This is a genomic window from Kribbella sp. NPDC104740, from assembly GCF_055583505.1.
In genome coordinates, this window is sequence record NZ_JBVJNV010000001.1 from 1800390 (window position 1) to 1823267 (window position 22878).

30 protein-coding genes and 2 riboswitches are annotated in these 22878 nt (G+C 69.4%); of the genes, 20 read left to right on the top strand and 10 right to left on the bottom strand.

Annotated features, from left to right (window positions below):
* Positions 1-27 precede the first annotated feature (27 nt).
* Genes ACZ6Z4_RS08450 through ACZ6Z4_RS08460 form a run of 3 tightly spaced genes read right to left on the bottom strand, consistent with a single transcriptional unit; the run spans position 28 to position 1737 of the window.
* Positions 28-300, bottom strand: coding sequence for a DUF1905 domain-containing protein (locus ACZ6Z4_RS08450; protein WP_465559857.1), 273 nt, complete (start codon positions 298-300; stop codon positions 28-30).
* Positions 301-331: 31 nt separating this feature from the next.
* Positions 332-1321, bottom strand: coding sequence for a cation diffusion facilitator family transporter (locus tag ACZ6Z4_RS08455; RefSeq protein WP_465559861.1), 990 nt, complete (start codon positions 1319-1321; stop codon positions 332-334).
* 14 nt (positions 1322-1335) lie between these two features.
* Positions 1336-1737, bottom strand: coding sequence for an ArsR/SmtB family transcription factor (locus ACZ6Z4_RS08460; RefSeq protein WP_465559864.1), 402 nt, complete (start codon positions 1735-1737; stop codon positions 1336-1338).
* Positions 1738-2063: 326 nt separating this feature from the next.
* Here ACZ6Z4_RS08460 and ACZ6Z4_RS08465 point away from each other — a divergent pair, with 326 nt between their 5' ends.
* Positions 2064-2318, top strand: a complete 255-nt coding sequence (locus ACZ6Z4_RS08465; protein ID WP_465559867.1) for a hypothetical protein — start codon at positions 2064-2066, stop codon at positions 2316-2318.
* 14 nt (positions 2319-2332) lie between these two features.
* Positions 2333-3529 carry an epoxide hydrolase family protein gene (locus ACZ6Z4_RS08470; protein WP_465560615.1) on the top strand — a complete coding sequence of 399 codons (1197 nt, stop codon included), beginning with the start codon at positions 2333-2335 and terminating at the stop codon, positions 3527-3529.
* Here the strand turns inward: ACZ6Z4_RS08470 and ACZ6Z4_RS08475 are convergent.
* Positions 3459-4583, bottom strand: a complete 1125-nt coding sequence (locus ACZ6Z4_RS08475) for a MalY/PatB family protein (RefSeq protein ID WP_465559870.1) — start codon at positions 4581-4583, stop codon at positions 3459-3461. The two genes, ACZ6Z4_RS08470 and ACZ6Z4_RS08475, sit on opposite strands and share 71 nt — an antisense overlap.
* Positions 4584-4614: 31 nt before the next feature.
* Here ACZ6Z4_RS08475 and ACZ6Z4_RS08480 point away from each other — a divergent pair, with 31 nt between their 5' ends.
* The 4 genes from ACZ6Z4_RS08480 (at position 4615) to ACZ6Z4_RS08495 (ending at position 7083) form a co-directional block, all read left to right on the top strand.
* Complete coding sequence (locus tag ACZ6Z4_RS08480; protein ID WP_465559873.1) at positions 4615-5241, top strand: DUF2461 domain-containing protein; 627 nt, start codon at positions 4615-4617, stop codon at positions 5239-5241.
* 83 nt (positions 5242-5324) lie between these two features.
* Positions 5325-5876: a DUF5753 domain-containing protein gene (locus tag ACZ6Z4_RS08485; protein WP_465560618.1), complete on the top strand. Its 552-nt coding sequence runs from the start codon at positions 5325-5327 to the stop codon at positions 5874-5876.
* A gap of 178 nt (positions 5877-6054) precedes the next feature.
* Positions 6055-6429 carry a hypothetical protein gene (locus ACZ6Z4_RS08490; RefSeq protein WP_465559876.1) on the top strand — a complete coding sequence of 125 codons (375 nt, stop codon included), beginning with the start codon at positions 6055-6057 and terminating at the stop codon, positions 6427-6429.
* A 216-nt stretch (positions 6430-6645) separates the two neighbouring features.
* Positions 6646-7083 (top strand): CYTH domain-containing protein, encoded by a 438-nt coding sequence (locus tag ACZ6Z4_RS08495; RefSeq protein ID WP_465559879.1) that lies wholly within the window; start codon positions 6646-6648, stop codon positions 7081-7083.
* 9 nt (positions 7084-7092) lie between these two features.
* On the opposite strand, the gene ACZ6Z4_RS08500 is transcribed toward ACZ6Z4_RS08495, so the two are convergent.
* Positions 7093-7965, bottom strand: a complete 873-nt coding sequence (locus ACZ6Z4_RS08500; RefSeq protein WP_465559882.1) for a helix-turn-helix domain-containing protein — start codon at positions 7963-7965, stop codon at positions 7093-7095.
* A 458-nt stretch (positions 7966-8423) separates the two neighbouring features.
* Here ACZ6Z4_RS08500 and ACZ6Z4_RS08505 point away from each other — a divergent pair, with 458 nt between their 5' ends.
* Both ACZ6Z4_RS08505 and ACZ6Z4_RS08510 read left to right on the top strand, forming a co-directional pair.
* Positions 8424-8618: a hypothetical protein gene (locus ACZ6Z4_RS08505; RefSeq protein ID WP_363672743.1), complete on the top strand. Its 195-nt coding sequence runs from the start codon at positions 8424-8426 to the stop codon at positions 8616-8618.
* 23 nt (positions 8619-8641) lie between these two features.
* Positions 8642-8833: a hypothetical protein gene (locus ACZ6Z4_RS08510; RefSeq protein ID WP_012919557.1), complete on the top strand. Its 192-nt coding sequence runs from the start codon at positions 8642-8644 to the stop codon at positions 8831-8833.
* A gap of 318 nt (positions 8834-9151) precedes the next feature.
* Here the strand turns inward: ACZ6Z4_RS08510 and ACZ6Z4_RS08515 are convergent, their stop codons facing one another.
* Positions 9152-9385: a DUF397 domain-containing protein gene (locus tag ACZ6Z4_RS08515; protein ID WP_465559887.1), complete on the bottom strand. Its 234-nt coding sequence runs from the start codon at positions 9383-9385 to the stop codon at positions 9152-9154.
* A gap of 428 nt (positions 9386-9813) precedes the next feature.
* Between ACZ6Z4_RS08515 and ACZ6Z4_RS08520 the strand changes: the two genes are divergently transcribed.
* The 5 genes from ACZ6Z4_RS08520 (at position 9814) to ACZ6Z4_RS08540 (ending at position 13856) form a co-directional block, all read left to right on the top strand.
* A complete protein-coding gene (locus ACZ6Z4_RS08520; protein ID WP_465559890.1) occupies positions 9814-10641 on the top strand; it encodes an SAM-dependent methyltransferase in 828 nt (275 codons plus the stop codon).
* A 162-nt stretch (positions 10642-10803) separates the two neighbouring features.
* On the top strand, positions 10804-11622 hold the full coding sequence (locus ACZ6Z4_RS08525; RefSeq protein WP_465559893.1) for a SigB/SigF/SigG family RNA polymerase sigma factor: 819 nt from the start codon (positions 10804-10806) through the stop codon (positions 11620-11622).
* 96 nt (positions 11623-11718) lie between these two features.
* The gene (locus ACZ6Z4_RS08530) at positions 11719-12492 is read left to right on the top strand and encodes a hypothetical protein (RefSeq protein ID WP_465559896.1); all 774 of its coding nucleotides are present in this window, start codon (positions 11719-11721) and stop codon (positions 12490-12492) included.
* Between the two features lie 12 nt (positions 12493-12504).
* Positions 12505-13611: an NAD(P)/FAD-dependent oxidoreductase gene (locus ACZ6Z4_RS08535; RefSeq protein ID WP_465559899.1), complete on the top strand. Its 1107-nt coding sequence runs from the start codon at positions 12505-12507 to the stop codon at positions 13609-13611.
* A gap of 104 nt (positions 13612-13715) precedes the next feature.
* On the top strand, positions 13716-13856 hold the full coding sequence (locus ACZ6Z4_RS08540; protein ID WP_363672730.1) for a hypothetical protein: 141 nt from the start codon (positions 13716-13718) through the stop codon (positions 13854-13856).
* Here ACZ6Z4_RS08540 and ACZ6Z4_RS08545 read toward each other — a convergent pair.
* Positions 13840-14781, bottom strand: a complete 942-nt coding sequence (locus ACZ6Z4_RS08545; protein WP_465559904.1) for a GbsR/MarR family transcriptional regulator — start codon at positions 14779-14781, stop codon at positions 13840-13842. The genes ACZ6Z4_RS08540 and ACZ6Z4_RS08545 overlap by 17 nt on opposite strands.
* Positions 14782-14941: 160 nt before the next feature.
* On the opposite strand from ACZ6Z4_RS08545, the gene ACZ6Z4_RS08550 reads away from it, so the two are divergent.
* Positions 14942-15778, top strand: coding sequence for an ABC transporter ATP-binding protein (locus ACZ6Z4_RS08550; protein ID WP_465559907.1), 837 nt, complete (start codon positions 14942-14944; stop codon positions 15776-15778).
* Complete coding sequence (locus ACZ6Z4_RS08555; RefSeq protein ID WP_465559911.1) at positions 15775-16608, top strand: ABC transporter permease; 834 nt, start codon at positions 15775-15777, stop codon at positions 16606-16608. The genes ACZ6Z4_RS08550 and ACZ6Z4_RS08555 overlap by 4 nt, the downstream gene beginning before the upstream one ends.
* Positions 16609-16629: 21 nt before the next feature.
* Here the strand turns inward: ACZ6Z4_RS08555 and ACZ6Z4_RS08560 are convergent, their stop codons facing one another.
* Positions 16630-17121 (bottom strand): winged helix-turn-helix transcriptional regulator, encoded by a 492-nt coding sequence (locus ACZ6Z4_RS08560; RefSeq protein ID WP_465559914.1) that lies wholly within the window; start codon positions 17119-17121, stop codon positions 16630-16632.
* A 55-nt stretch (positions 17122-17176) separates the two neighbouring features.
* On the opposite strand from ACZ6Z4_RS08560, the gene ACZ6Z4_RS08565 reads away from it, so the two are divergent.
* On the top strand, positions 17177-17713 hold the full coding sequence (locus ACZ6Z4_RS08565; protein ID WP_465559917.1) for a GNAT family N-acetyltransferase: 537 nt from the start codon (positions 17177-17179) through the stop codon (positions 17711-17713).
* A gap of 31 nt (positions 17714-17744) precedes the next feature.
* On the opposite strand, the gene ACZ6Z4_RS08570 is transcribed toward ACZ6Z4_RS08565, so the two are convergent.
* Positions 17745-18218 (bottom strand): carboxymuconolactone decarboxylase family protein, encoded by a 474-nt coding sequence (locus ACZ6Z4_RS08570; RefSeq protein WP_465559920.1) that lies wholly within the window; start codon positions 18216-18218, stop codon positions 17745-17747.
* A gap of 163 nt (positions 18219-18381) precedes the next feature.
* Between ACZ6Z4_RS08570 and ACZ6Z4_RS08575 the strand changes: the two genes are divergently transcribed.
* The 4 genes from ACZ6Z4_RS08575 (at position 18382) to glyA (ending at position 22515) form a co-directional block, all read left to right on the top strand.
* Entirely contained in the window at positions 18382-19428 is a 1047-nt protein-coding gene (locus ACZ6Z4_RS08575; protein WP_465559925.1) for a mandelate racemase/muconate lactonizing enzyme family protein, read from the top strand.
* Positions 19429-19511: 83 nt separating this feature from the next.
* Positions 19512-19604, top strand: a riboswitch (glycine riboswitch).
* Positions 19605-19698, top strand: a riboswitch (glycine riboswitch). It begins immediately after the preceding riboswitch.
* A gap of 44 nt (positions 19699-19742) precedes the next feature.
* On the top strand, positions 19743-20843 hold the full coding sequence (gene gcvT / locus ACZ6Z4_RS08580; protein ID WP_465559930.1) for a glycine cleavage system aminomethyltransferase GcvT: 1101 nt from the start codon (positions 19743-19745) through the stop codon (positions 20841-20843).
* A gap of 8 nt (positions 20844-20851) precedes the next feature.
* The gene (gcvH, locus tag ACZ6Z4_RS08585) at positions 20852-21232 is read left to right on the top strand and encodes a glycine cleavage system protein GcvH (protein WP_465559933.1); all 381 of its coding nucleotides are present in this window, start codon (positions 20852-20854) and stop codon (positions 21230-21232) included.
* Entirely contained in the window at positions 21229-22515 is a 1287-nt protein-coding gene (glyA, locus tag ACZ6Z4_RS08590; protein ID WP_465559936.1) for a serine hydroxymethyltransferase, read from the top strand. The genes gcvH and glyA overlap by 4 nt, the downstream gene beginning before the upstream one ends.
* Here the strand turns inward: glyA and ACZ6Z4_RS08595 are convergent.
* Positions 22512-22700, bottom strand: a complete 189-nt coding sequence (locus tag ACZ6Z4_RS08595) for a hypothetical protein (protein ID WP_465559939.1) — start codon at positions 22698-22700, stop codon at positions 22512-22514. The genes glyA and ACZ6Z4_RS08595 overlap by 4 nt on opposite strands.
* Positions 22701-22878 lie beyond the last annotated feature (178 nt).

Genomic DNA, 22878 nt, shown 5'->3' on the forward strand with positions numbered 1-22878 from the left:
CGAGCGGGGTCGGGCGGGGTCGGGCGGTCAGAGGCGTTCCGAGAGGTGAACGGTGATCTCGGCCCCGGTGCTCTTGCCGATGGCCTTGCGGACGTCCGCCTTGACCGGGAGTTTGTGGGTGCCGTCGCCGAGGGCCATGAAGGCGCTCTCGAACGGGTGGCCGTCCATCGTGCCGCGGACCTTGACCAGGCCGCGGGTGCCGAAGAACTCGGCCGAGCCCGGCATCACGACGTACGTCCAGCCGCCCTTCGCGTCGCTGGTCAGCAGTTCGGCGGTGAACTCGTGGTCCAGGGTGCTCATCGGTTCCTCCTCGGATCGGGTGCTCTCACCCCTAGGTAGAAGCCGTCGCGCCGTTTTCGACATCGGGGGCGCGGTGCACGATTCCGTGGGAGTCGGAGCAGTGCAGCTCGGGGGTGTCGCCGGAGGCGTGGTCGACCTGGAGCGTGGAGTGGGTGAGGTGGTGGCGCTCGGCGAGCAGCTTTTCGACCTGCTCGCGGATCAGGTGGCAGTCGAGGCCCTCGCGGACCAGGATGTGCGCCGAGGCGGCCGGTTCGCCGGAGGTGATCTCCCAGACGTGCAGGTCGTGGATCTCGACGACGCCCTCGACACCGCACAGTTCCCGGCCGAGCGCGGCCGGGTCGAGTCCGGCCGGGGCCGCCTCGAGGAAGATCCGGCCGGAGGCGCGGACCAGCTCGATCCCGGCCTTCAGCATCAGCGCGGCGACGATCAGCGCGGCGATCGAGTCGGCGCGGGTGAACCCGGTCAGCAGGACGACGAGCCCGGCGGCCGCGGTCGCGATGAACGCGAACAGGTCGTTGAGGATGTGCTGGAACGCGCCCTCGACGTTCAGGCTGGACCGGTTCGCCTTGCTGATCAGCCAGGTCGCGGCGAGGTTGACGAAGATGCCGACCACACCGGTGATCAGGACGAGCACGCCCTCGACCTCCGGCGGGTGGATCATCCGCTGCACCGACTCGTACACGAAGAACGCGGCGAGCAGCAGCAGCGTGATCCCGTTGGCCTGCGCGGACAGGATCTCCACCCGCTTGAACCCGTACGTGAAACCGCCGACCGGCGGACGCGCGGCGAGCCGGATCGCGAGCAGCGCGAGCGCGATGGCGATCGCGTCGGTGAGCATGTGCGCCGCGTCGGTGATCAGCGCGAGCGAGCCGGCCGCGAACCCGACGACCACCTCGGCGGCCATGAACGCGAGGATCAGCGCAAGCGCACCACTCAGCAACTTCCGGTCGGCATCAGCACTGACGCCATGACCGTGCCCATGGCCGTGCCCGGCCGCAGCTGCAGGGCGTGCGGCGTCCACCGATTCCTTCCCCATCAGCCACGCTCCGGGTGGATCGCGTCGGTGTGCTCGGTGTGGGCGACCGCGAGGTCGACGAGCATCCGGACGTGGGCGTCGTCGAGCCGGTAGAACGCCATCCGGCCGTCCCGTCGTACGGACACCACGCGATGCGCGCGGAGCAGCCGCAGTGCGTGCGAGGTCGCTGACTCGCTGAGGCCGCTGACCGCGGCGAGGTCGCAGACGCACAGTTCGCCGTCGAGCAGGGCGACCAGCAGCTTGAGCCGCCGCGGGTCGCCGAGCAGCCCGAACACGTCGGCGGTGTCGACGACGTCCTGCTCGGACGGCATCCTGGCGTGGACGGCCGCGACCCGCTTGGGGTCGACCAGCTTCACCGCGCAGGCGTCGGCAGCAGACTGCACATCTGCAGAACTCTTCATACGTCACACGGTAGAGCACCGAGGCCACCGGAGCCAGCAACCGGAGTGTCGGAACCGCTTGCACCGCCACCGCGAAGTTGGCACTGGTATGCCACTGTCACTGCCCGTATCGTGCTCTGAGACCATCGTGACGAGCTGGTTTGTCCTGAGTAAGGACTGTGTGAAGAATCGCTGCTGACGGCTCTGTCGGGGTGGTTCAGCGAACAGCTGACCGTAAGTTCGTAAAGGTGTCGGTCGAGGTCGGGAGTGAACGAAGTGTTACGGGGCAGTCGGGTCGTGCCGTTGGCCGGCCCGCGGGAGATGGTGTCGGCGCGATCGTGACGACGATGAACAAGATTCTGGCGACCGCCGGAGTCGTGCTGCTGCTGGTCGGCCTGGGACTCGGGTTCCGGTCGGTGTCGGTGGGCAGTGTCGACTGCGGATCGGCGTTCTCGCCGGCCGGGGGGATCACCCCGATGGCCTGCGACGGGAAGCTCGACAACTCGGTCACGCTGGTGACCGTGATGCTGGTGGCCGGCGTCCTGGCGCTGGTGCTCGCGCTGGTCCTGAAGAAGGTCCACGACCGGCAGGTGAACGCCTGACCTCCGCGGCGCCGATCGAACCGTTCCGGCTGGCGATCCCGCAGCAGCAGCTCGACGACCTCGCGCTGCGGCTCGACCTGACCCGCTGGCCTGACGAGTTGCCCGGCGTCGGTTGGGCATACGGCGTACCGCGCGACCACCTGCGCGAGCTCGCCGAGTACTGGCGGCACGAGTACGACTGGCGGGCCGCCGAGGCGCGGCTGAACGAGTGGCCGCAGTACACCACCACGATCGACGGCACCCGGATCCACTTCGCCCGCGTCGCTTCGCCGGAGCCCGATGCGATCCCGCTGCTGCTCACGCACGGCTGGCCCGGCTCGATCGCGGAGTTCGTCGAGGTCGCCGGGCCGCTGACCGATCCGCGGGCGCACGGCGCCGGGGGAGCGCCGGCGTTCGAGCTGGTGATCCCGAGCATCCCGGGGTTCGGCCTGTCCGGGCCGACCAGCGAGCCGGGCTGGGAGGTCAACCGGATCGCGCGGGCCTTCGCCGAGCTGATGGACCGGCTCGGGCATCGGCGGTACGGCGTACAGGGTGGGGACTGGGGTGCGGCGATCTCGCGCGAGCTCGGGCGGATCCGGCCGGACCAGGTGATCGGCGTACATCTCAATCTGCTGCCCGGTGGCGCTGCGACATCAGAGCCGACCGAGCAGGAGTTGGCCGACCTCGACCCGTCCGAGCGGGCGCGGACGATCGCCTCCTGGCATCGGATGCGCGCGTGGCAGCAGGAGAAGCAGGGGTACGCCGACCTGCAGTCGACCCGGCCGCAGACGCTCGCCTACGCGCTGGTCGACTCACCGGTCGGCCAACTCGCGTGGATCGCCGAGAAGTTCCACGAGTGGGCGGACCCGTCGAAACCGATCGGCCGCGACCACCTGCTCACCACGGTGATGCTCTACTGGCTGACCGGTACGGCGGGCTCGGCCGGCCGGATCTACTACGAGCGCGCCCACCACGGCCGCCCGGCCGAACCGTCCCGGACACCGACCGCCCTCGCCGACTTCGCGCACGACAACTTCATCCCGCTGCGCGCGATCGCCGACCGCACCGACAACATCGTCCGCTGGACCAGCTACCCCGACGGCGGCCACTTCGCCGCCCTCGAACAACCGGCCGTCCTGGTCGCCGACATCCGGGCCTTCTTCAGCGCGCCAGAGCGCTGGTCATCCGGTCGAGGATCTCGCCGAGTTGCCCGGCGCCGGTCCCGAAGTTGAGCCGCACCCGGTCGCGGGCCGCCGGGTCGTAGTCAGAACCGGTGCCCAGGGCAACCTTCGCCTCGCGCAGGAAGAACGCCGCGGGATCCGGCGCGAGGCCGAGCCCCGCACAGTCCAGCCAGCCCAGGTACGTCGCCTGCGGCGGCGACCAGCTGATCCCGGCCGGCAGCCGCTCACCGATCAGTGTGCGGTTGCGGCCGAGCTGCGCGACCAACGCGTCGAGCCAGTCGTCGCCTTCGGCGAACGCGGTCTCCGCGGCGAGCAGCCCGAGCAGCCCGACCTGGTCGGCGGTGAACGGCAACCGGCGGACGACGTCCTGCGCGCGGTCCGAGGCCGTCACCATCAGCGCGCACTTGAGCCCGGCCAGGTTGAACGCCTTCGACGCCGACGTCAACGCGATCCCGTGCTGCCGCGCTGCGTCCGACACCTCCAGCCACGGCACGAACTCGGCGCCGGGAAGCACGAGCGGCGCATGGATCTCGTCCGCGAGCACCCACGCGTCGTACTCGGCGCACAGCTCGGCGATCTGCTCGAGCTCGGCCCGCGGCAGGACCCGTCCGGTCGGGTTGTGCGGGCTGGCCAGGATCAGCACCCGCAGTCCGTCGCGCAGTTCCGCGGTCAACCGGTCGAGGTCGAACGAGTCGTCGGCGCGCAACGGAAGGTGCCGTACGTCGAACCCGGCCGCCGGGAGCTGCAGCAGGAACGGTGGGTACCCAGCCGTCGCGAACCCGACCTTGCCGCCTGGCGCGAGCACCCGGCACAACTCGATCAGGCCGATCAGCACCTCGGGAACGAGCGTCAACTGATCCGGATCGACCCGCCACCGGAGCCGCCGGTCCGCGAAGCCGGTGAACGCCGCGCGGAGCCGGGGCGAGACGCCGGGCGCGTAGCCGAGGTCGCCGCGGACGACGGCCTCCTGCAGCACCGCCGCGATCGGAGTCGCGAGATCGAAGTCGAGCTCGGCGACCGTCGCGCCGATCACGCCCGGGGCGAGGCCGGACCACTTCTCGCTGCGGCGCTGCCGCAGGACGTCGTACGGGGGAACCGTCAGCATCGGTTCAGGCTACTGACACTAAGGTGAACGTATGAGCTTCACCGGGTTCCCGGTCGCCGCGCTGGACTTCTACGACGACCTCGAGATGGACAACACCAAGACCTTCTGGGCCGAGCACAAGCACGTGTACGAGGAGTCGGTGCGGGTGCCGATGGCCGCGTTGCTCGCCGAGCTGGAGGCGGAGTTCGGGGCGGCGAAGATCTTCCGGCCGTACCGCGACGTGCGGTTCGCCAAGGACAAGACGCCGTACAAGACGCATCAGGGCGCGTTCCTGCCGACCGGTCCGTCGACCGGACGGTACGTGCAGGTCTCGGCGCCGGGTGTCCGGGTCGGCGCCGGCTTCTACGAGGCGGCTGCGGACCGGCTCGGCCGGATCCGGACCGCGATCGACGAGGACCGCCGCGGCAAGGAGCTCGAGAAGCTGCTCGACGAGCTGACCGCCGCCGGCTGGGCGATCGACGGCGACAAGCTGAAGACCACCCCGCGCGGGTACGACGCCAGCCACCCGCGGATCGAGCTGCTGCGACACAAGTCGCTCGCGGTCAACAAGTCGTACGGCTTCGAGCCGGTCATCCACACCGCTGAACTGGCCGAGCGGATCCGCGACGACTGGCGCGCGGTCACGCCGTTGCTCGACTGGCTGGACGCCAACGCCTGACCTCGTGGGTACTCGTACGAGAGGTTGTGAACCAAGCCCAGGCCGTCTGGTAGGACGTCATCCCGCAAGGCTATGCGGCCTACATCAGCTTCGAGTCCGATGCGAAAGCCGCACACAACTACGAGTCGCTGTTCGTCCCGGGCCTCCTCCAGACGGAGGAGTACGCCCGTGCAGCGCTGGTCGACAGCTTGCCGATGCACGCCGATGAGATCGAATCGCACGTGCGCACGAGAATGGGACGGCAAGTTCTCCTGACGCGAGAAAGGGAGGGGCGCGATCCGCTGGAGTTCTGGGCAGTGGTTGACGAGGCGGCCCTTCGAAGAGAGGTCGGCGGTCGCGCCGTCATGCGGGCGCAGCTCGGCCGGCTGCTGGAGCTGAGCCAGCGTCCCAACATCACGCTGCAGGTGATTCCGTTCGACAGGGGCGCTCATCCTGGAATGAGCGGCGCCTTCGTACGGCTCGGCTTCGGAACCGTAGCGCCGGACATCGTGTGTGTGGAGAGTTTGGCCGGAGACATCTTCCTGGAGTCGGAAGCGGAGATCGACCGGTACAGCTTGGTCTTCGATCACCTGCGCGCAATGGCCCTGAGCCCGCGCGACACCGGTGCGCTGATCGCCACGTTGATCGAACAGTAAGACAGTTCTGAGCCGCGGCCGGTCCCTTCGCTTGTCCACAACCTTGCGTTTCTGGTGCCGTTGGGTACGAACGCGAAGCCGAAGCGCCGAAGTGTGTACCGATCGGCCCGCCGATCTCCCTGATCGGCCCCTCAGATTCGTATGGTGAGGCACTCGTCACGTTCCGTACGGTCATTGTGTGACGATCTACGTGAGCCTGACGCCGTGGCCGATCCGCTCGGTGGCCCCGCAGCTGGCTGCACAGCGCACGCTTCTCTGTTATGCCCAGGAGCAACTCGCCAGCAGAATCCGCGATGTTGTTGCGGTTCACGAGGCAGCGGACAGAGCAGCCACTGACCATGGATACCTCCTCGGGCCACTCTTCATCGAAGAAGACAGCTCCGGCCAAGCGATGCGGGCGCTCATCGAGGCGGTCACCTGTCGCAACGGCGGAGCGGCGGTAGCGGTTCCCTCCCGCGGACATCTCCTTCCGCTGGGCAACCCCCACGAGTGGCAGATGCTGCTCGAGCGGCTCACCGGTCACCCGCTCGTGCTCACAGGTCGTACGCACTGAGCCGCGGGGCAGACACGCCGGACCTCTTGCGCCCGTGTCTGTCCCGCCTTCCACAGTTCGCGAATCCGGAAGGATGACGATGACCAACACCTCAACAGCCCGTACGGCGGATCCACCCGTTGCCTGGGGAGCAGAACGGATGTCAGTTCTCGGCTCCCATCGGAGCTGGCCGGCCGGATTCTCCGCTCAGGTGGCCGGCGAGTCGGGGAGCGGCTGATGCGGCGGTACGTCTACGACATTCAGGCGGGCGACGAGTCCCGATCGATTCGGCTGCGGGACAACGGCGCAGCGGTGACGTTGACCGTGAAGGAGATTGCGCACGACGGGATCGACGGGACGACTGAGACCGAAGTGGTGGTCAACGACTTCGAGGTCACCAACAGTCTGCTGGCCCGGATGGGATTCGTGGCCAAGTCCTACCAGGAGAACCGGCGGGTGAGCTTCGAGCTCGGCGGGGCCGAACTGGAGATCGACCGGTGGCCCTTGATTCCGCCGTACCTCGAGATCGAGGGCCGGTCTCGAGAGCATGTGATCCGCGTCAGCGAGGAACTGGGTTTCCCTGCGGCTCAGCTCACCGGCGAGAACACGGTCAAGGTCTATGCCCGCTACGGGATCGATCTGGCGCAGATCTCCGACCTCAGATTCCCTGAGTGAGGTCCCCGGTCAGTCGTCGAGTTCCTTGAGGATCTTGGCGATGATGTCGCGGGTCTTGTGCGGTGGGGGAGCTGCGACGCACAGCGCTTCCATGGTTGCCGTGTACTGGTCGAGGTCCTCGAGCTTGTCCAGGTACAGCGCACTGGTCAGGTGCTCGATGTAGACGATGTCGGGCAGGTCCTGCTCGGGGAAACGCAGGATGCTGTACGCACCGCCGGTCGCCGCGTGGCCACCGGCGTCGAACGGCATCACCTGGAGCGTCACGTTCGGCAGATGGGTCGCCTCGACCAGCGACTCCAGTTGCGCGCGCATCGCCTTCACGCCGCCGATCGGCCGATGCAGGGCGGCCTCGTCGATCACCGCCCAGAGGCGGACCGGGGTGGGGCGGGTCAGCACCTCCTGACGGCCGAGTCGCAGCGAGACCCGGCGGTCGACCTCGTCGGCCGGGATCAGGCCGCGGCCGAGCTGGACCACGGCGCGCGTGTACTCCTCGGTCTGCAACAGACCGGGCACGAACTGCAACTCATAGGTACGGATCAGCTGGGCCGACGCCTCGAGCCCCAGATAGGAGTGGAACCAGCTCGGCAGCACGTCGCCGAAGCGGTGCCACCAGCCCGGGTTGTTCGCGTCGCGCGCGAGGGACAGCAGCCGCTCACGCTCTTCGGGGTCGTCCAGACCGTAGAGACGGAGCAGGTCTGCGACGTCGCGCTCCTTGAACCCGACCCGGCCGAGCTCCATCCGGCTGACCTTCGACTCCGACGAGCGGATCTCCCAACCCGCGTCGGAGCGGGTGATACCGGCTGCCTCACGCATCCGGCGCAGGTGCGCGCCCAGGATGATGCGAAGTGCGGTCGGCCCGCTCTGCGCGCCCGACTCCGTCACACTCACCTCCGACGCCCCAGCTGTGCCTCAGTCTGACCCCGAGCCAAATCATCGCACGTTCGGACGGTGATCTGTCGAAGTTCTTACTTATGAGTCGTGGTCGCGTCCGAACCACTACCCAGGGTCATCCCCGGGGCCGCTCGGGTCACGACTGACTATCACTTTGTCCGGACATAGTAGCGTCAATCCCTGGGCCCGGGAACGGCGAAATCACGCCTGTCCACCGCCTGCTGAGCCTGAATCGGGTCTCCGGAAGGTCACAAACGCAAAACGTGCGAATGCACGTGCATCGGGCGCTTGCATTCGCAGCGTGCCGACGCCATGATTGCTTCATGCACAGAAGGTGAGCTGGATCTCGCGCCAAGTGACATCGACTGTCACCGGCGCGAACCAGCAGGCCGGACCTTTGGCCCGTCGGCAGCACGCTGCCGGCATGACTGGTTGGGGTACCCGAGTCGATGAGTGACCACGACGCACAGCCCGTCGAGTACGGGCCCACGAAGACCGGTGAGCGTGCGCCCGACGAGCTCACCGAACGGGAGATCCAGGAACTGGTGGCGCGCTGCCCCGAGCAGCAGCGCTGGGCCTTCGAAGGATGGCTGCGCGGTGTCCGTCAGCTCGACGGCGACCCGATCGTGAGCCTGAGTCCATGAACGCCGATCGAGGAGGACGGAAAATGGTGCGCATCTGGTTGGGCGACCACCTGATCGCCGAGTACGTCGCGGAGCCGGACCGGGCCTCGCGCTACCAGCGGGTGATGACGCCCAAGTTCACCGGTCTGCGCATCACCGTCGACAACGCCGCGGGCCCGGGCAGCGCCTCGGAACTGCCGCGCAGCGAGCAGCTCTGGCCGCTCACGGTTCAGTAGCTCCGCAGCGCGCCCTGGCGGCGCCCTGGTAATACAGCACTCTGATCGACCGTCCGCGGGCCAGTGATCGGGTCCGCCGGCGGTGCACCACCGCTCCATGGTTCCCGGAGCGCCTCGATGGAAAGGCCGTCTCTCTCCTCAAGGGACGGCTGGGCAAAAGGCCGTCCTCCTCCTCAAGGGACGGCCTTTTGTCATGCCCGGCCCCGGCCGGGCGCGCGGCCGGCGTACGGCGTACCGGCCGCGCGGGAACCGGCCCCGGACATGAAGAAGCCCCCTCACCGCTCGCCCGGTGAGGGGGCTTCTCGTCTTGGGGGCCGCTCAGGCGAGGTCGTCGAACTCGCCGTCGTGGACGCCGCCGAGGAACGCCTCGATCTCCGCCTGGGTGAAGACCAGGGCCGGGCCGTCGGTGTGACGCGAGTTGCGCATCGCCACGCCGCCGCCGGGAAGCTTCGCCACCTCGACGCAGTTGCCTTGCGGGCCACTGCGCTGGCTCTTGCGCCAGGTCAGCTCGCTCATCGCGTCGCCGGGCATGCCGTTGTAGACAGCAGTCATCAGCTGCACCTTCCGTACGTCTTTGGCATATGCACGTGCATTTGGGCTTGCATTTGCATCGTACACGTTGGGGGGCCTCGTGTCCGGTCCAATACGGAGCGTGGTCGAAGGCGTGTCGTAGTGGCCGAAGATGTCGCTTTGGGTGAGGAAAAACGGGTCTCCGGGACCGCTTCCGCGCCTGCCGGCCGTCGAGTGATTGATCGACGCCCGAGGTGGGCAGACTTCCCGCGGGCCTCCGGTCCGGCGTACTCGCGTGCGGGTCCCGGTACACCTCGGGCCCGCGGCCCGGATCCCCTTGCCTAGTTGAGAAATCAGGCTTTTCGGATCGGGGCCGGCGAACTTCCACGGACCGGGTGATCCAGGGTCCGACTGGTATCAAAATGCACTACAGTGACGGCACTGATTCCTCCAACACAAAGGCTGCGTCGATGGCGAACCCCGACGGCCCGGAGTCCACTCCGGCGTTCGACACCTCCACTCCCACCATCGCGCGCGTGTACGACGCGTTGCTGGGGGGCAAGGACAACTTCGCCGCCGACCGTGAGGGTGCGGCGACCTACCTGAAGTTCGTTCCGGACGCCGGTCGGTGCGCGATCGACAACCGGGCCGCGCTGGTCCGGGGCGTGCAGTACCTGGTCCGCGAGGCCGGGATCGACCAGTTCCTCGACATCGGCAGCGGCCTGCCGACCCAGAAGAACACCCACCAGGCGGCGCAGGAGATCAACCCCGACGCCAAGGTCGTCTACGTCGACGTCGACCCGATCGTGCTCGCGCACGGCCGGGCGCTGCTGGCCACCAACGACAGCACGATCGTGGTGACCGCCGACCTGCGCGACCCGCAGGGCATCCTCGACAACGACGAGATCAAGACGCACCTGGACTTCAGCCGCCCGGTCGCGCTGATGATCGTCGGCATCCACATGCACTTCCACGACGACGAGAAGCCCGACGAGTGGGTCCGCACGATCATGGACACCCTCGCCCCCGGCAGCTACCTGTTCATCACCGACTTCGTCGACACCGGCGAGGATCTGCAGAAGGCGATCGAGCAGGCCGGCCTGGAGAGCCTGGGCAACGGCTGGATCCGGACCCCGGAGCGGATCGAGCAGCACTTCCTCGGGATGCCGCTGGTGCCGCCGGGCATCGACTTCCTCGAGCGCTGGAACCCGGCCGACCCGGACGGCGACATCCCGGACGTCGACGAGCTGCTGCCGTACCAGAAGATCCTGATGGGCGGGATCGCCAAGAAGGTCTGACCTGTCCGTTCTGTACTCCGAAGGCGCGTGCTCCGAATCCGGGGCGCGCGCCTTCGTCGTACGCCGTGCATGGCATCGCGGCGATCGGGGTACGGGCTGCCCAGGCAACACCTGTGGTCCAGAGATGTGCCACGCCGTGACTCCTGTCGCGAGGTCGTTGAAATGGTCACCACCCTCAGTACCGTTCCGACCCAGTGTTCGACCGCGGCCGATCGTGCCGCGCGCGAGGCCGCCACTCACGAACTCCTGGAAATCCGTGCCGCCAGCAACGACGAGGTCGAGCGGCAGCGGCTGCTCGAACAGGTCGTCGAGCTCAATCTGGAGATGGCCAAGGGCATCGCCCGCCGGTTCCGCGGACGCGGGGCCGAGGCCGACGACCTGGAACAGGTCGCCTCGCTCGGTCTGCTGAAGGCCGCGCACCACTACCGGCTGGACGCCGACACCCCGTTCATCGGTTTCGCCATCCCGACCATCCGGGGCGAGGTGAAACGCTACTTCCGCGACTGCGCGTGGACGGTCCGGATCCCGCGCCGGCTGCAGGAGCTGCAGGGCAGCATCTCCGGCAAGCTGCCGGAGCTGGAGCAGCGGCTGAACCGTGAACCCACGCCGGCCGAGATCGCCGACCACCTGGACGTCGAGCTGGCGGAGGTCGAGCAGGCGCTCGCTGCGCGCGGCTGCTTCAACGTGCTCTCGCTGGACCGCCCGGCCGAGGGCGACGCTGACCTGACCCTGGCCGACGTCGTACCGGACGACGAGGACGCGAGCATCGACCAGCTGGAAGCGGTCGACATGCTGCAACCGGTGCTGGAGGATCTCGGACCGCGCGAACGCCGGATCCTGCAGCTGCGCTTCGTCGAGGGCTGGACCCAGTCCGAGATCGGCGAGGACATCGGGGTCAGCCAGATGCAGGTCTCCCGGGTTCTGCGGCGCATCCTCGACGATCTCCGGGCCAAGCTCACTCCGCTCCCGGCGGCCGCCTGAGGCGTGTGGTTGGCGTTCACCGCGCCCGTGGCCGGGCACAATGGCGGTGAACGCTGGAACGAGCCTGGGAAAACGAGGGCCTTGTACTACCGGTTGATGTGGACGTTGCCCAAGGATGCGATCGCCGTGGTGCGGTGGTATCCGCGGATGGTGGTGGGCTTCGCCGCCGCTCTGGCCGGTACGGCGCTCGTCTTCGACGTGTTCTACCTGGTCGCCAGCCCCGGCCTGGCGCTGGCGCTGGTCTACACCGTGCCGGTGCTGGCCGGGCTGGTCGCCGGGTTGGTTGCCGCCGCCGACGACGTCGGGCTGGAACGGCGCGAGCTGGTCTGGACCGTGCTGGCGACGGTCGTGCTCGGCCTGACCAACGCCGTCGTGGTCGCGATGCTCGCGGCGATGCGGCGCGCGGAGCCGTCGAACTGGGGCGCGGGCTGGCAGGCGGTGCTCTTCGCCGGCTGCAGCGTGGTCTCGGTGGCGTTCACGATCGTTGTCCTGGGCAAGCTCGTTCGGGTGCTCGGGGTGAACGTCGAGACGCGGTGGCCGGTGAAGGCGGTCCCGGTCGCGGTGGCCGCGCCTGCCGTCGCGTCGTTGGAGGAGGAGAAGCCGCGCGCGAGCAAGGAGGCCGCGGCCCGGGTTCCGGTGCGGGTTCCGAAGCCCGAGCCGGTGGTCGAGGTGGAGCCGGAGTTCGAGGAATACGACGAGCCGCTGCCCGAGTACGTGCCGCGGGTGATCGACCTCGACGAGCCGCGGCCGATCACACCGGTCGGAGAGGGCACCGCGCACGCGGACCGCCGGGCGGTCCGCCGCCGTACTCCGCCGAGCGTGCCGCCTGCCCGCCGTACGCCGCGCAGCCGCCGGCGCCCGGAACGCTAGCAGTCGGTGTCGATGAAACCCGTGTGGGACTTGGCGATCGTCGGGGCCGGGCCGGCTGGTGCGGCGGCTGCGTTGGGGGCGCTTGCTGCTCGGCCTGGGATGTCGGTGCTGCTGCTGGATCGGTCCGGGTTTCCGCGGGACAAGACGTGTGGGGACGGGATCGCGCCGCACGTGCTCGATCTGCTGGCGTCGGTGGGCGTGAGTGGGCTGTTGGACGACTGGACGCCGGTGCGCCGGCTCTCGCTGGAGCGGGACGGGCTGGCGGTCGATCGGGAGATGGAGCGGGCGACCTGGGTGGTGCCGCGGGAGGTGTTCGACGCGCGGTTGGTCGAGGCGGCGGTCGCTGCGGGGGCGCAGCTGGTCAACCACCGGGTGCGGGGGATCGAGGTGCGCGAGGACTGTGTGCTGCTGGACGAGTCGATCGCGGCGAAGGTGGTGGTCGGGGCTGATGGTGCGCAGTCCGTCGTACGACGAGCACTCGGTCTCGAGCCGGCTCCGGCTGCGCTGGCTCTCCGTGGTTATGCGCCGACGCGGCCGGGGCGCGAGGCTCGGCAGGTGATCGTGTACGGGCCGGGGCGGCAGCCGTCGTACGCGTGGTCGTTCGACCGGGGGGACGGGTTGTCGAACGTCGGGTACGGGGAGGCGTTGCATCCGGGGCGGCCGCATCCGACGCGGGCGGATCTGTTGGAGAAGCTGGAGCGGCTGCTGCCGGACTCGACGCGGGATGGGACGTCGTGGAAAGCGCATCACCTGCCGCTGACGACGTGGAGTTGGAGGCCGCCTCGCGGGAGGGTGTTGCTGGCGGGGGATGCGGCGGGGCTGATCAACCCGATGACGGGTGAAGGGATCTACTACGCGGTGGCGACCGGTCTGCATGCCGGTCGGGCAGCTGTGGTTGGTGCGGGGGCGGGTGCGCGGTATCGGCAGCTTGTTCGGCCGCTGGCGGGGCATTTTCGGGATGCGACGCTGGCTGGGCGGCTGTCGGGTTCGCCTCGGATTCTTGATGCGGGGATTCGGGGCGCGGCGCGGGATCAGCGGGTGTTCGACGATCTGGTGGCGCTCGGGCTGGCGGACGGGCGGATCACCGGGCGGGTGTTGCGGGCGCTGATCGGGCGTTGAGGTGGCGTGCGGGCGGTGCGCTCGACCAGCGCGTCGGCGTCTCAGGATGCGGAAGATTTGTCGATCTGGCCACTGGGGATTGAATTCCTTCTACGGTGGCTGGCATGCCGAACGAGACGAAGGTGCGCGAGGAGCAGCGGGGTGGGTGGCTGCGTTCCGGTGAGGAGTGGGCCGCGACCGTGGTCGGGCTCGTGCTGATCGTGCTCGTGCTCGCGGGGGTCGTCCCGGTCAATCTGCTGCCCTGAGTGCCTGACGCTGGGCCGGCGTGAGGCGGCCGGGCGCGGCGATGACGGTGTACGTCGTGGGCGTGGGGCGGGAGAGAGCCAGCGGGTCCGTGTACGGCGCGTAGGTTTCGGCGGCGGCCAGCGCCTCGGTGACGCGAGTGACGGGCCACGCCAGGGCTTCGGACAGCGCCTCCGCGGTCAGCGGGCGCTGGGCGTGGAGCAGCGCGGCCAGAACGGTGGCAGTGTCCTCGGCGGCCGGTGACGGCGTCGTACCAGACATGTCGGCGCTCAGCTGAGTGAAGAAGCGCGCCATCTCGGCCAGGCGGGCGCCGGCTGGGGTGTCAGGGGTGAACAGCTCGGTGCCCTCGCGGGCGGTGTCGGCCCAGCTGGTGTTGGCCTGGGCGCTGGTCTGCCAGGCGCGGAGCCAGACGTCGTCGGCGATCGCGTAGTGGTCGCGTCGGGTCAGCGGGTCCCGGGTGCGCTGGAGCATCTGCAGCTCTTCGAGGTAGTTGATCGCCTTCGAGATCGACGCCGGGCTCACCTGGAGCTGATGGACGAGGTGGGCGGCCGTGGTGCTGGGCTGGTCGGTTGTGTAGAGGTGGGCGAGGACACGGGACGCCATCCGCGGGACGCCGTTGATGGTCATCGAGTCGGCCAGGCGTTCGGTGAAGGCCGCGACCGCCTGGGGATTCAGACCGTCGGTGCGGCTCTCGCCGAGCGCGGTCGCCGCGCGGTCGGTAGGGCGTTGGCGACGAGCCCGGTACGCCGTCGCGTGGTGGGCGTGGTCGGGGCGGTAGCCGTGCGGGCCGCCGTTGCGGGCGATCTCGCGGGTGACGGTCGACGTCGGGCGGTTCAGGCCGCGCGCGATCTCGCCGTACCCGAGGCCGTCGGTCAGGCCGGCGCCGATCGTGCGGCGTTCGTCGTGGGTCAGCCGGTCGCCGGGCATCGCGGGTCTCCTCGGTGCGTTCGTCGGCAGCTCATTGCAACAGATGGATGCATTCACCGTCAGCGTCATTGCATTGAATCGCTCAATCCGGCGAAAAACAAGGCTTCTCAGCGACGACAAGCGTTGTCCGGTGAGCGACTTGCAATCTACGTTCACAGCTATGGAAACGATAGCGGTGAGCGATCTGCGGATGCGGTACGGCGCGACCGACGTGCTGCACGGGGTCAGCTTCGGCGCCGGAGCCGGTGAGGTGCTCGCGCTGCTCGGGCCGAACGGCGCGGGGAAGACGACCACGATCGAGATCCTCGAAGGGTTCCGGATGCGTTCCGCGGGCGCGGTGGCCGTGCTCGGGGTGGATCCGGCGCGCGGTGACGAGGTCTGGCGGGCCAAGCTCGGCGTCGTCCTGCAGTCGTGGCGCGATCACGGCAAATGGCGGGTGCGCGAGCTGCTCGCCCACCTCGGGCGGTACTACGCGGACCCGTGGGACGTCGACGAGCTGATCGAGCTGGTCGGGCTGACCGATCGCGCGGGGCACAAGCTCAAGACGCTGTCCGGCGGGCAGCGGCGGCGGCTGGATGTTGCCATCGGCATCGTCGGGCGGCCGGAGCTGCTGTTCCTCGACGAGCCGACGACCGGCTTCGACCCGGTGGCGCGGCACGCCTTCCACGAGCTGGTCCGGCGGCTCGCGAACGAGCTCGGGACGACGATCCTGCTCACGACGCACGACCTGGACGAGGCGAGCAAGCTGGCCGATCGGATCCTGATCCTGGCCGGCGGGCGCGTACTCGCCAGCGGGACCGCGGACGAGTTGACGCGACAGATCGCCGGGCAGGACGAGGTGCGCTGGCGCGTCGGCGGTACGGCGTACGCGGACCTGACCGGGGAGTCGACGGCGTTCGCCCGCGAGCTGTTCGCGCGGTACGGCGAGGACGTGAGCGACCTGGAAGTGCGGCGGGCGCGGCTCGAGGACGCGTACCTGGAACTGGTGGGCCGATGAACGCGTGGCGGCTGGGCTGGGCGCGCGGCGTGATCGAGCTGCGGCAGTCGTTCACCAACCCGGGGGATCTGGTCAGCCACTTCCTGTGGCCGGTGCTGATGCTCGTCGCGCTGTTCTTCCTGCGGAACCGCGAGTTCGGCGGCACCGGGATCCTGCTCGGGACGCTGGCGCTGCCGAGCATTCTCGGGATGAACGCGGCGATGGGGATGGTCAGCATGAGCCAGCAGCTCACCGCCGACCGCGAGGACGGGACGCTGCTGCGGGCGAAGGCGACGCCGTACGGGATGCGGGCCTACCTGGTCGGGAAGGTGGTGTCGGTGGCCGGTGGGTTGATCGCGGATCTGGTGATCCTCGTGGTGCCGGCGCTGTTCTTCGTGGACGGGCTGGTGTTCGGGGTGGGGTCGGTGCTGAGTTTGTTCGGGGTGCTGGCGCTGGGGCTGGTGGCGACGCTGCCGATCGGTGCGGTCCTGGGGTCGGCGTTTCCGAGTGCGCGGGCGCAGGGCGTGGTGCAGCTGCCGGTGCTGGGGATGATCGCGATCTCGGGGATCTTCTACCCGCTGACCGCGCTGCCGGGATGGGTGCAGGTCGTCGCGCAGGTGTCGCCGATCTACTGGCTGGGACTGGGGACCCGGGCGGCTTTGTTGCCTGATGCAACGGTGGCGGTGGAGATCGGGGAGTCCTGGCGGCACTTGGAGACCGTGGGAGTGCTTGGTCTGTGGGGCGTGGCCGGGTTGCTGGTGGCGCCGGTGCTGTTGCGCCGGATGGCGCGGCGGGAGTCGGGTTCGTCGGTTGCCGTACGGCGTGAGCGCGCGCTGCAGCGGATCGCGTGAGCTTCCGCGCGGCGCGGGCGGTCAGTCGGCGATGCGGGGCTGCGCCGACGGCCCAGGGGTGAACGCGACCTCGCGCGGCTCCGGCGCATGCCCGGCCGCGCACTGCATCGTCACCGTGACCTCCTCTCCGCAGCCGCGGTGCCGGGCGACCAGCGGCGGGCCGTCGTCGAGCGGGAGGTGCTCGTCGCCCCACTGCACCAGCGCGACCATCACGGGGTACAGGTCGAGCCCGGCCTGCGTGAGCCGGTACTCGTACCGCTCGCGCTGGCCCGGCAGCCGGTACGGGACGCGACGCAGCAGGCCGCGGTCGATCAGGCGGGCGAGGCGGTCGGTGAGCACCTGGCGGGGGATGTCGGTGCGGGTCCGGATGTCCTCGAAGCGGCGCAGCCCGACGAACACCTCGCGCAGGACGTGGAAGGTCCATTTCTCGCCGAGGATCTCCATCGTGCGCGAGATCGTGCAGTTCGCGGTCGACCAGCGCAGCGCCTCGGGCATCGTCTCCGGCTCGGTCATGCGACCACGATAAGTCCACTTGACAGACTCAGCCAACCCAAGCCACCCTGAATCTGTGAATCAGACTCAGGTGCTCCGTGAGCGGGTCCCGGCGGACGGCGTAGTGCAGCTGGATGGGCCGGGGGAGCCTGGTGTGCTGCTCCGTCCGACCGGCCCGGGTGATCGCGCGCGGTTGTCCGCGATGCTCGACCAGATGTCCGAGCTGAGCCTGTACTTCCGCTTCCAGACCGCGGTCGGCCATCCACCGCGCCCGGCGGTCGTCGACCCGATGCTCAGCTCGACCGGGGAGTCCTGGGTTGCCGAGAGCAACGATCGTCTGGTCGCCCACGCGATGTGGGCCTGGGCGCACGGCGCCACCGGCGTACCGACGGCCGAGCTCGCCGCCATTGTCGACGACCCCTACCAGGGCCGCGGCCTCGGCACTCGGCTGCTGAATCTCGTCGGCGCCCGGGCAAGCGCGGCCGGCGCTCGTCAGCTCCTGCTCGTCGTCAGTACGGCGAACGACCGCACGCTGCGGCTGATCCGCCGCCGCTGGCCGCAGGCCCCCGCCGAACGCGACGGGGGCCTGATCAACTTCACCATCCCGGCGTGATCAGCCGAAACACACCACGATCCCGGCGTGATCAGCCGAACATGCCCGGCTCGTACGCGCCGGCCGGCTGCTGGACCATCACGTTGATCCGGTTGTAGGTGTTGATGATCGCGATGATCGAGACCAGCGCCACCAGTTCGTCCTCGCTGTAGTGCTTCGCGGCGTTGGCCCACGCCGCGTCGGACACCCCACCCGCCGCGTCGGCGATCCGGGTGCCCTCCTCGGCCAGTTCGAGCGCGGCGCGCTCGGGCTCGGTGAACACCGTCGCCTCCCGCCAGGCCGCGACCAGGTTCAGCCGCTGCGCGGTCTCACCGGCGGCGACGGCGTCCTTGAAGTGCATGTCGGTGCAAAAACCGCAGCCGTTGATCTGGCTGGCACGCAGCTTCACCAACTCCTGCGTCGCCATCGGCAGGCTCGACTTCCCGACCGCGTGCCCGGCCGAGTTGATGTACTTCAGGACCTGACCGGCGAGCGGGTTGCTGTGCAGATCGATGCGGGCGTCCATCACGGGTCTCCTCAGAACGTTCGTCTGTTGTCACCCCTTTGACAGACGTCACCCCGGGGGTTGTGACAACGAGCTGGTGTGACCCACGTCTCGCTCACGGTGCCGAGGTTTGCGCGGTCCGGCGGCGCAGCAGACTCGGGGAAAGCCGCCGTTGGGAGTGCAGATGTCTCTGGACCACCATTTCGTCAGCAGCGTCGAGGTCAGCACGATCCGGTCCCGCTACCCGCGGACGATCGGCCGGAACGCCCGGTTGGGGAGTCACGGGGACGGTCCCGTCGACGAGGTCGTGGTCCTGCGGACCGACACCGGAAAGACCGGGTGGGGCCTCAAAGCCGGTCCGGTGCCCGACGTCATCGGGAAGTCGGTCGGGGAGCTGATCGACCCCGCGAGCGGCGTACGGGACGAGTCGTTGCGGGGGCTGGACTTCGCGCTGCACGATCTCGCGGGGCAGATCCTCGATCTGCCGGTGCACGCGATGCTGGGATCCAGAGGCAGTACGACGGTCGCCTGCTACGACGGCGCGATCTACTTCGCGGATCTCGACGGCCCGGGCGGTGTCGACGAGGTGCTGGCGCACTGCGCGGCCGACGACGCCGCGGGGTACCGGGCGTTCAAGCTGAAGATCGGGCGCGGGAACCGGTGGATGTCCCGGGCCGAAGGTGACGCGCGGGACATCGAGGTGACGCGGGCCGTGCGTTCGGCGTACCCGGAGCACCGGATTCTGGTGGATGCGAACGACGGGTACGACTGCGACGGCTTCCTCGAGTACTTGAAGGCGGTCGCGGACTGCGAGCTGTACTGGGTCGAGGAGCCGTTCCTCGACGACGCGGCTGATCTCGCACGCCTGAAGAAGCATCTGAACGGCTCGGGAACGCTGATCGCGGAGGGCGAGTCGAATCCCGACCTGGAGCCGCTGCTCGAGATCGCCGACCGTGGGGACATCGACGTCCTGCTGATGGACGTGGTCAGCTTCGGGCTGACCAGCTGGCGCCAGGTGATGCCCCGGGTGAGCTGCCAGGCGTCGCCGCACGCGTGGGGGCTCCCACTCAAGACCCTGTACGCCGCACAGCTGGCCGCGGGCCTCGGCAACGTCCCGACGGTCGAGGGCGTGCCCGGCGAGACGGTCGGCCTCGACACCAGCGCGTACGCGTGGGCGGACGGCAACCTCACCGTCCCCGACCGGCCTGGTTTCGGTCTGCAGCTGCCCTGACCCGAACGCGCCGCCGGTACGCGGCCGCCTTGCGCGCCCGGTGGCGGCCCGCTTAGGGTGCCAGCGACAACTGAACACGCTGATGATCCGCGGCGGGAGAATCCTGCCGCCGTGCAGGTGCCGTAGGAGCAAACCCTCCCCGGGAATCTCTCAGGCCCCCGTACCGCCGCGGTCAGGCAACTCTGGAAAGCAGCCGGTCGTCCGGCTCACCGACGGTGCAAGCGCAGGTCCCGGCGCGGAAACTCTCAGGTCCGATACAGAGCGGGGAGGAACCCTGATCGCGTGGCGCCTGCCACCCGGATTCTGGAGTTCCCATGCCCGACAAGTACACGGCGCTGCGCGCCCAGCACGAGCGCCTCGGCGCGAGCTTCACCGACTTCGGCGGCTGGCAGATGCCGCTCAAGTACCGCTCCGAGCTCGCCGAGCACCACGCCGTACGCCGGTCCGCCGGGCTCTTCGACCTGTCCCACATGGGTGAGGTCTGGGTGACCGGCCCGGACGCCGCGGCGTTCCTTGACCACGCGCTGGTCGGCAAGATCTCCGCGATGGCGCAGGGGAAGGCGAAGTACTCGCTGATCTGCGCCGAGGACGGCGGCGTGATCGACGACCTGATCACCTACCGGCGTCCGGACGCGTTCCTGGTCGTCCCGAACGCGGGCAACGCCGAGACCGTCGTCGCGGCGCTCGCCGAGCGTGCGAAGGACTTCGCCGTCACCGTCGACGACGCCTCGGCGCGGACGTCGCTGATCGCCGTCCAGGGCCCGAAGGCGGAGGCGATCCTGCTCCGCCTGGTCCCGGCTGACCAGCAGCAGCTCCTCACCGAGCTCAGGTACTACGCCGCCGTCGAGGTGACGCTTGCCGACCGCAACCTCCCGGTCGCGCGCACCGGCTACACCGGCGAGGACGGGTTCGAGATCTTCGTCGGCAACGACGACGCCGCCGAGGTCTGGCAGGCGATCGAGGCCGTCGCCGAGGATGGCGAGCTGACCCCGTGCGGTCTGGCCGCGCGCGACTCGCTGCGGCTCGAGGCCGGGATGCCGCTGTACGGCAACGAACTGTCGCGCGACGGCGACCCGTACGCCGCCGGGCTCGGCGGTGTCGTTGCGCTCAGCAAGGACTTCGTCGGCCGGGACGCCCTTGCCCAGCGCAAGGAAACGGGATCGGCCCGGAAGCTCGTCGGCCTGACCGGCGCCGGCCGGCGCGCGCCGCGCAGCCACTACCCGGTGCTCAAGGACGGTGTCGTGGTCGGCGAGATCACCTCCGGGCAGCCGAGCCCGACGCTCGGCGTACCGGTCGCTCTGGCCTACGTCGACGTCGAGCACGCCGAGCCGGGCACCGCACTGCACGTCGACCTGCGCGGGACGCCCGAGCCGTTCGAAGTGACCACCCTGCCCTTCTACCAGCGCCAGAAGTGAGGACCGAGATGCCCACCGTCAAGGCCGGCCTGCAGTACTCCGACGAGCACGAGTGGGTGGCCCGTGAGGACGCCGGCGTCGTTGCCGTCGGCATCTCCGCGATCGCCACCGACGCGCTCGGCGACATCGTCTACGTCGAGCTGCCCGAGGTCGGCGCGAGCGTGACCGCGGGGGACAGCTGCGGCGAGGTGGAGTCCACCAAGTCCGTCTCCGACCTGTACTCGCCGGTGACCGGCGAGATCGTCGAGGTCAACCCCGCGGTCGCCGACGACCCGGCCGCGATCAACGAGGACCCGTACGGCGTCTGGCTGTTCAAGGTGAACGCCACCGCCGACGGCCCGCTGCTGTCGGCCGAGGACTACGCGGCCAAGCACGGTGGTGAGCTGTGAGCGCCTTCCAGCAGGTCGTCGCCCCGAGCCTGAACGCGGACCTGGCCGACCTCGACCCGGAGATCGCGGTGAAGATCGCCGACGAGCTGACCCGGCAGCGCGACGGCCTGGAGATGATCGCCTCGGAGAACCACACCGCGGCCGCGGTGATGCAGGCCCAGGGCTCGGTGCTCACCAACAAGTACGCCGAGGGCTACCCGGGCCGCCGGTACTACGGCGGCTGCGAGCACGTCGACGTGATCGAGCAGCTCGCGATCGACCGGGTCAAGGCGCTGTTCGGGGCGGCGTACGCGAACGTGCAGCCGCACTCCGGTGCGCAGGCGAACGCGTCGGTGATGCACGCGCTGATCCGGCCCGGCGACACGATCATGGGCCTGAACCTGGCGCACGGCGGCCACCTGACGCACGGGATGAAGATCAACTTCTCCGGCCGCCTGTACGACGTGATCCCGTACCAGGTGAACGCCGACGACCACCGCGTCGACATGGCCGAGGTCGAGCGGCTGGCCCACGAGCACCAGCCGAAGCTGATCGTGGCCGGCTGGTCGGCGTACGCCCGGCAGTTGGACTTCGCCGAGTTCCGCCGGATCGCCGACGCGGTCGGTGCGTACCTGATGGTCGACATGGCGCACTTCGCCGGGCTGGTCGCGGCCGGGCTGCACCCGTCGCCGGTGCCGCACGCCCACGTGACGACGTCGACCACGCACAAGACGCTGGCGGGCCCGCGCGGCGGGATCATCCTGACCAACGACGCCGACCTGGCCAAGAAGATCAACTCGGCGGTGTTCCCCGGCCAGCAGGGCGGGCCGCTCGAGCACGTGATCGCGGGCAAGGCGGTCGCGTTCAAGATCGCCGCCTCGGAGGAGTTCCGCGAGCGCCAGGAACGCGTCCTCGCCGGCGCACGGATCCTCGCCGAGCGGCTGGTTCAGCCCGACGTCGCCAAGCACGGCATCTCAGTGGTCTCCGGCGGGACCGACGTCCACCTGGTCCTGGTCGACCTGCGCGACTGCACGCTCGACGGTCAGCAAGCCGAGGACCGGCTGGCCTCGATCGACATCACCGTCAACCGCAACGCCGTCCCGTTCGACCCGCGGCCGCCGATGGTCACGTCGGGTCTGCGGATCGGTACGCCGGCGCTGGCGACCCGCGGCTTCGGCGAGCAGGCGTTCGCCGAGGTGGCCGACATCATCGCCGAGGCGCTGACCGCCGACGCGGAGGCCGACCTGTCAGACCTGCAGCGCCGGGTCGGCGTACTGGCTGCTGCTCACCCGCTGTACGCCTAGAACCTCCGGGGCGGCGGCTCGGTGGCTACCCGCTGGTCGGCCGCCTCCTCCCGGGGGATCTCCGCCGGAATCGTCTTCGGAAGCGGGCAGACCGGCTTCCGCCGTACCGGTCCACCGCCGAGCTTGCGGTGCTTCCACTGCTGCTCGTCGTAGTCGTAGTAGGTGTCGACGCCGCCGACGGTCATCGTCGTGTCCTTCCGGTGCGCCCCCCGAGAACCCGCCTGCTGCAAGACGGACCAGCTGACCGGTACCCGCGGGCATGCGGAAACCGTCAGCGGATGGATGACGAGGATCTTGTCAGCTTTCCGATGACATGTTAGAACGGTGCTGCGTGTTGACAGACCGGACAACGATCTGTGGAGG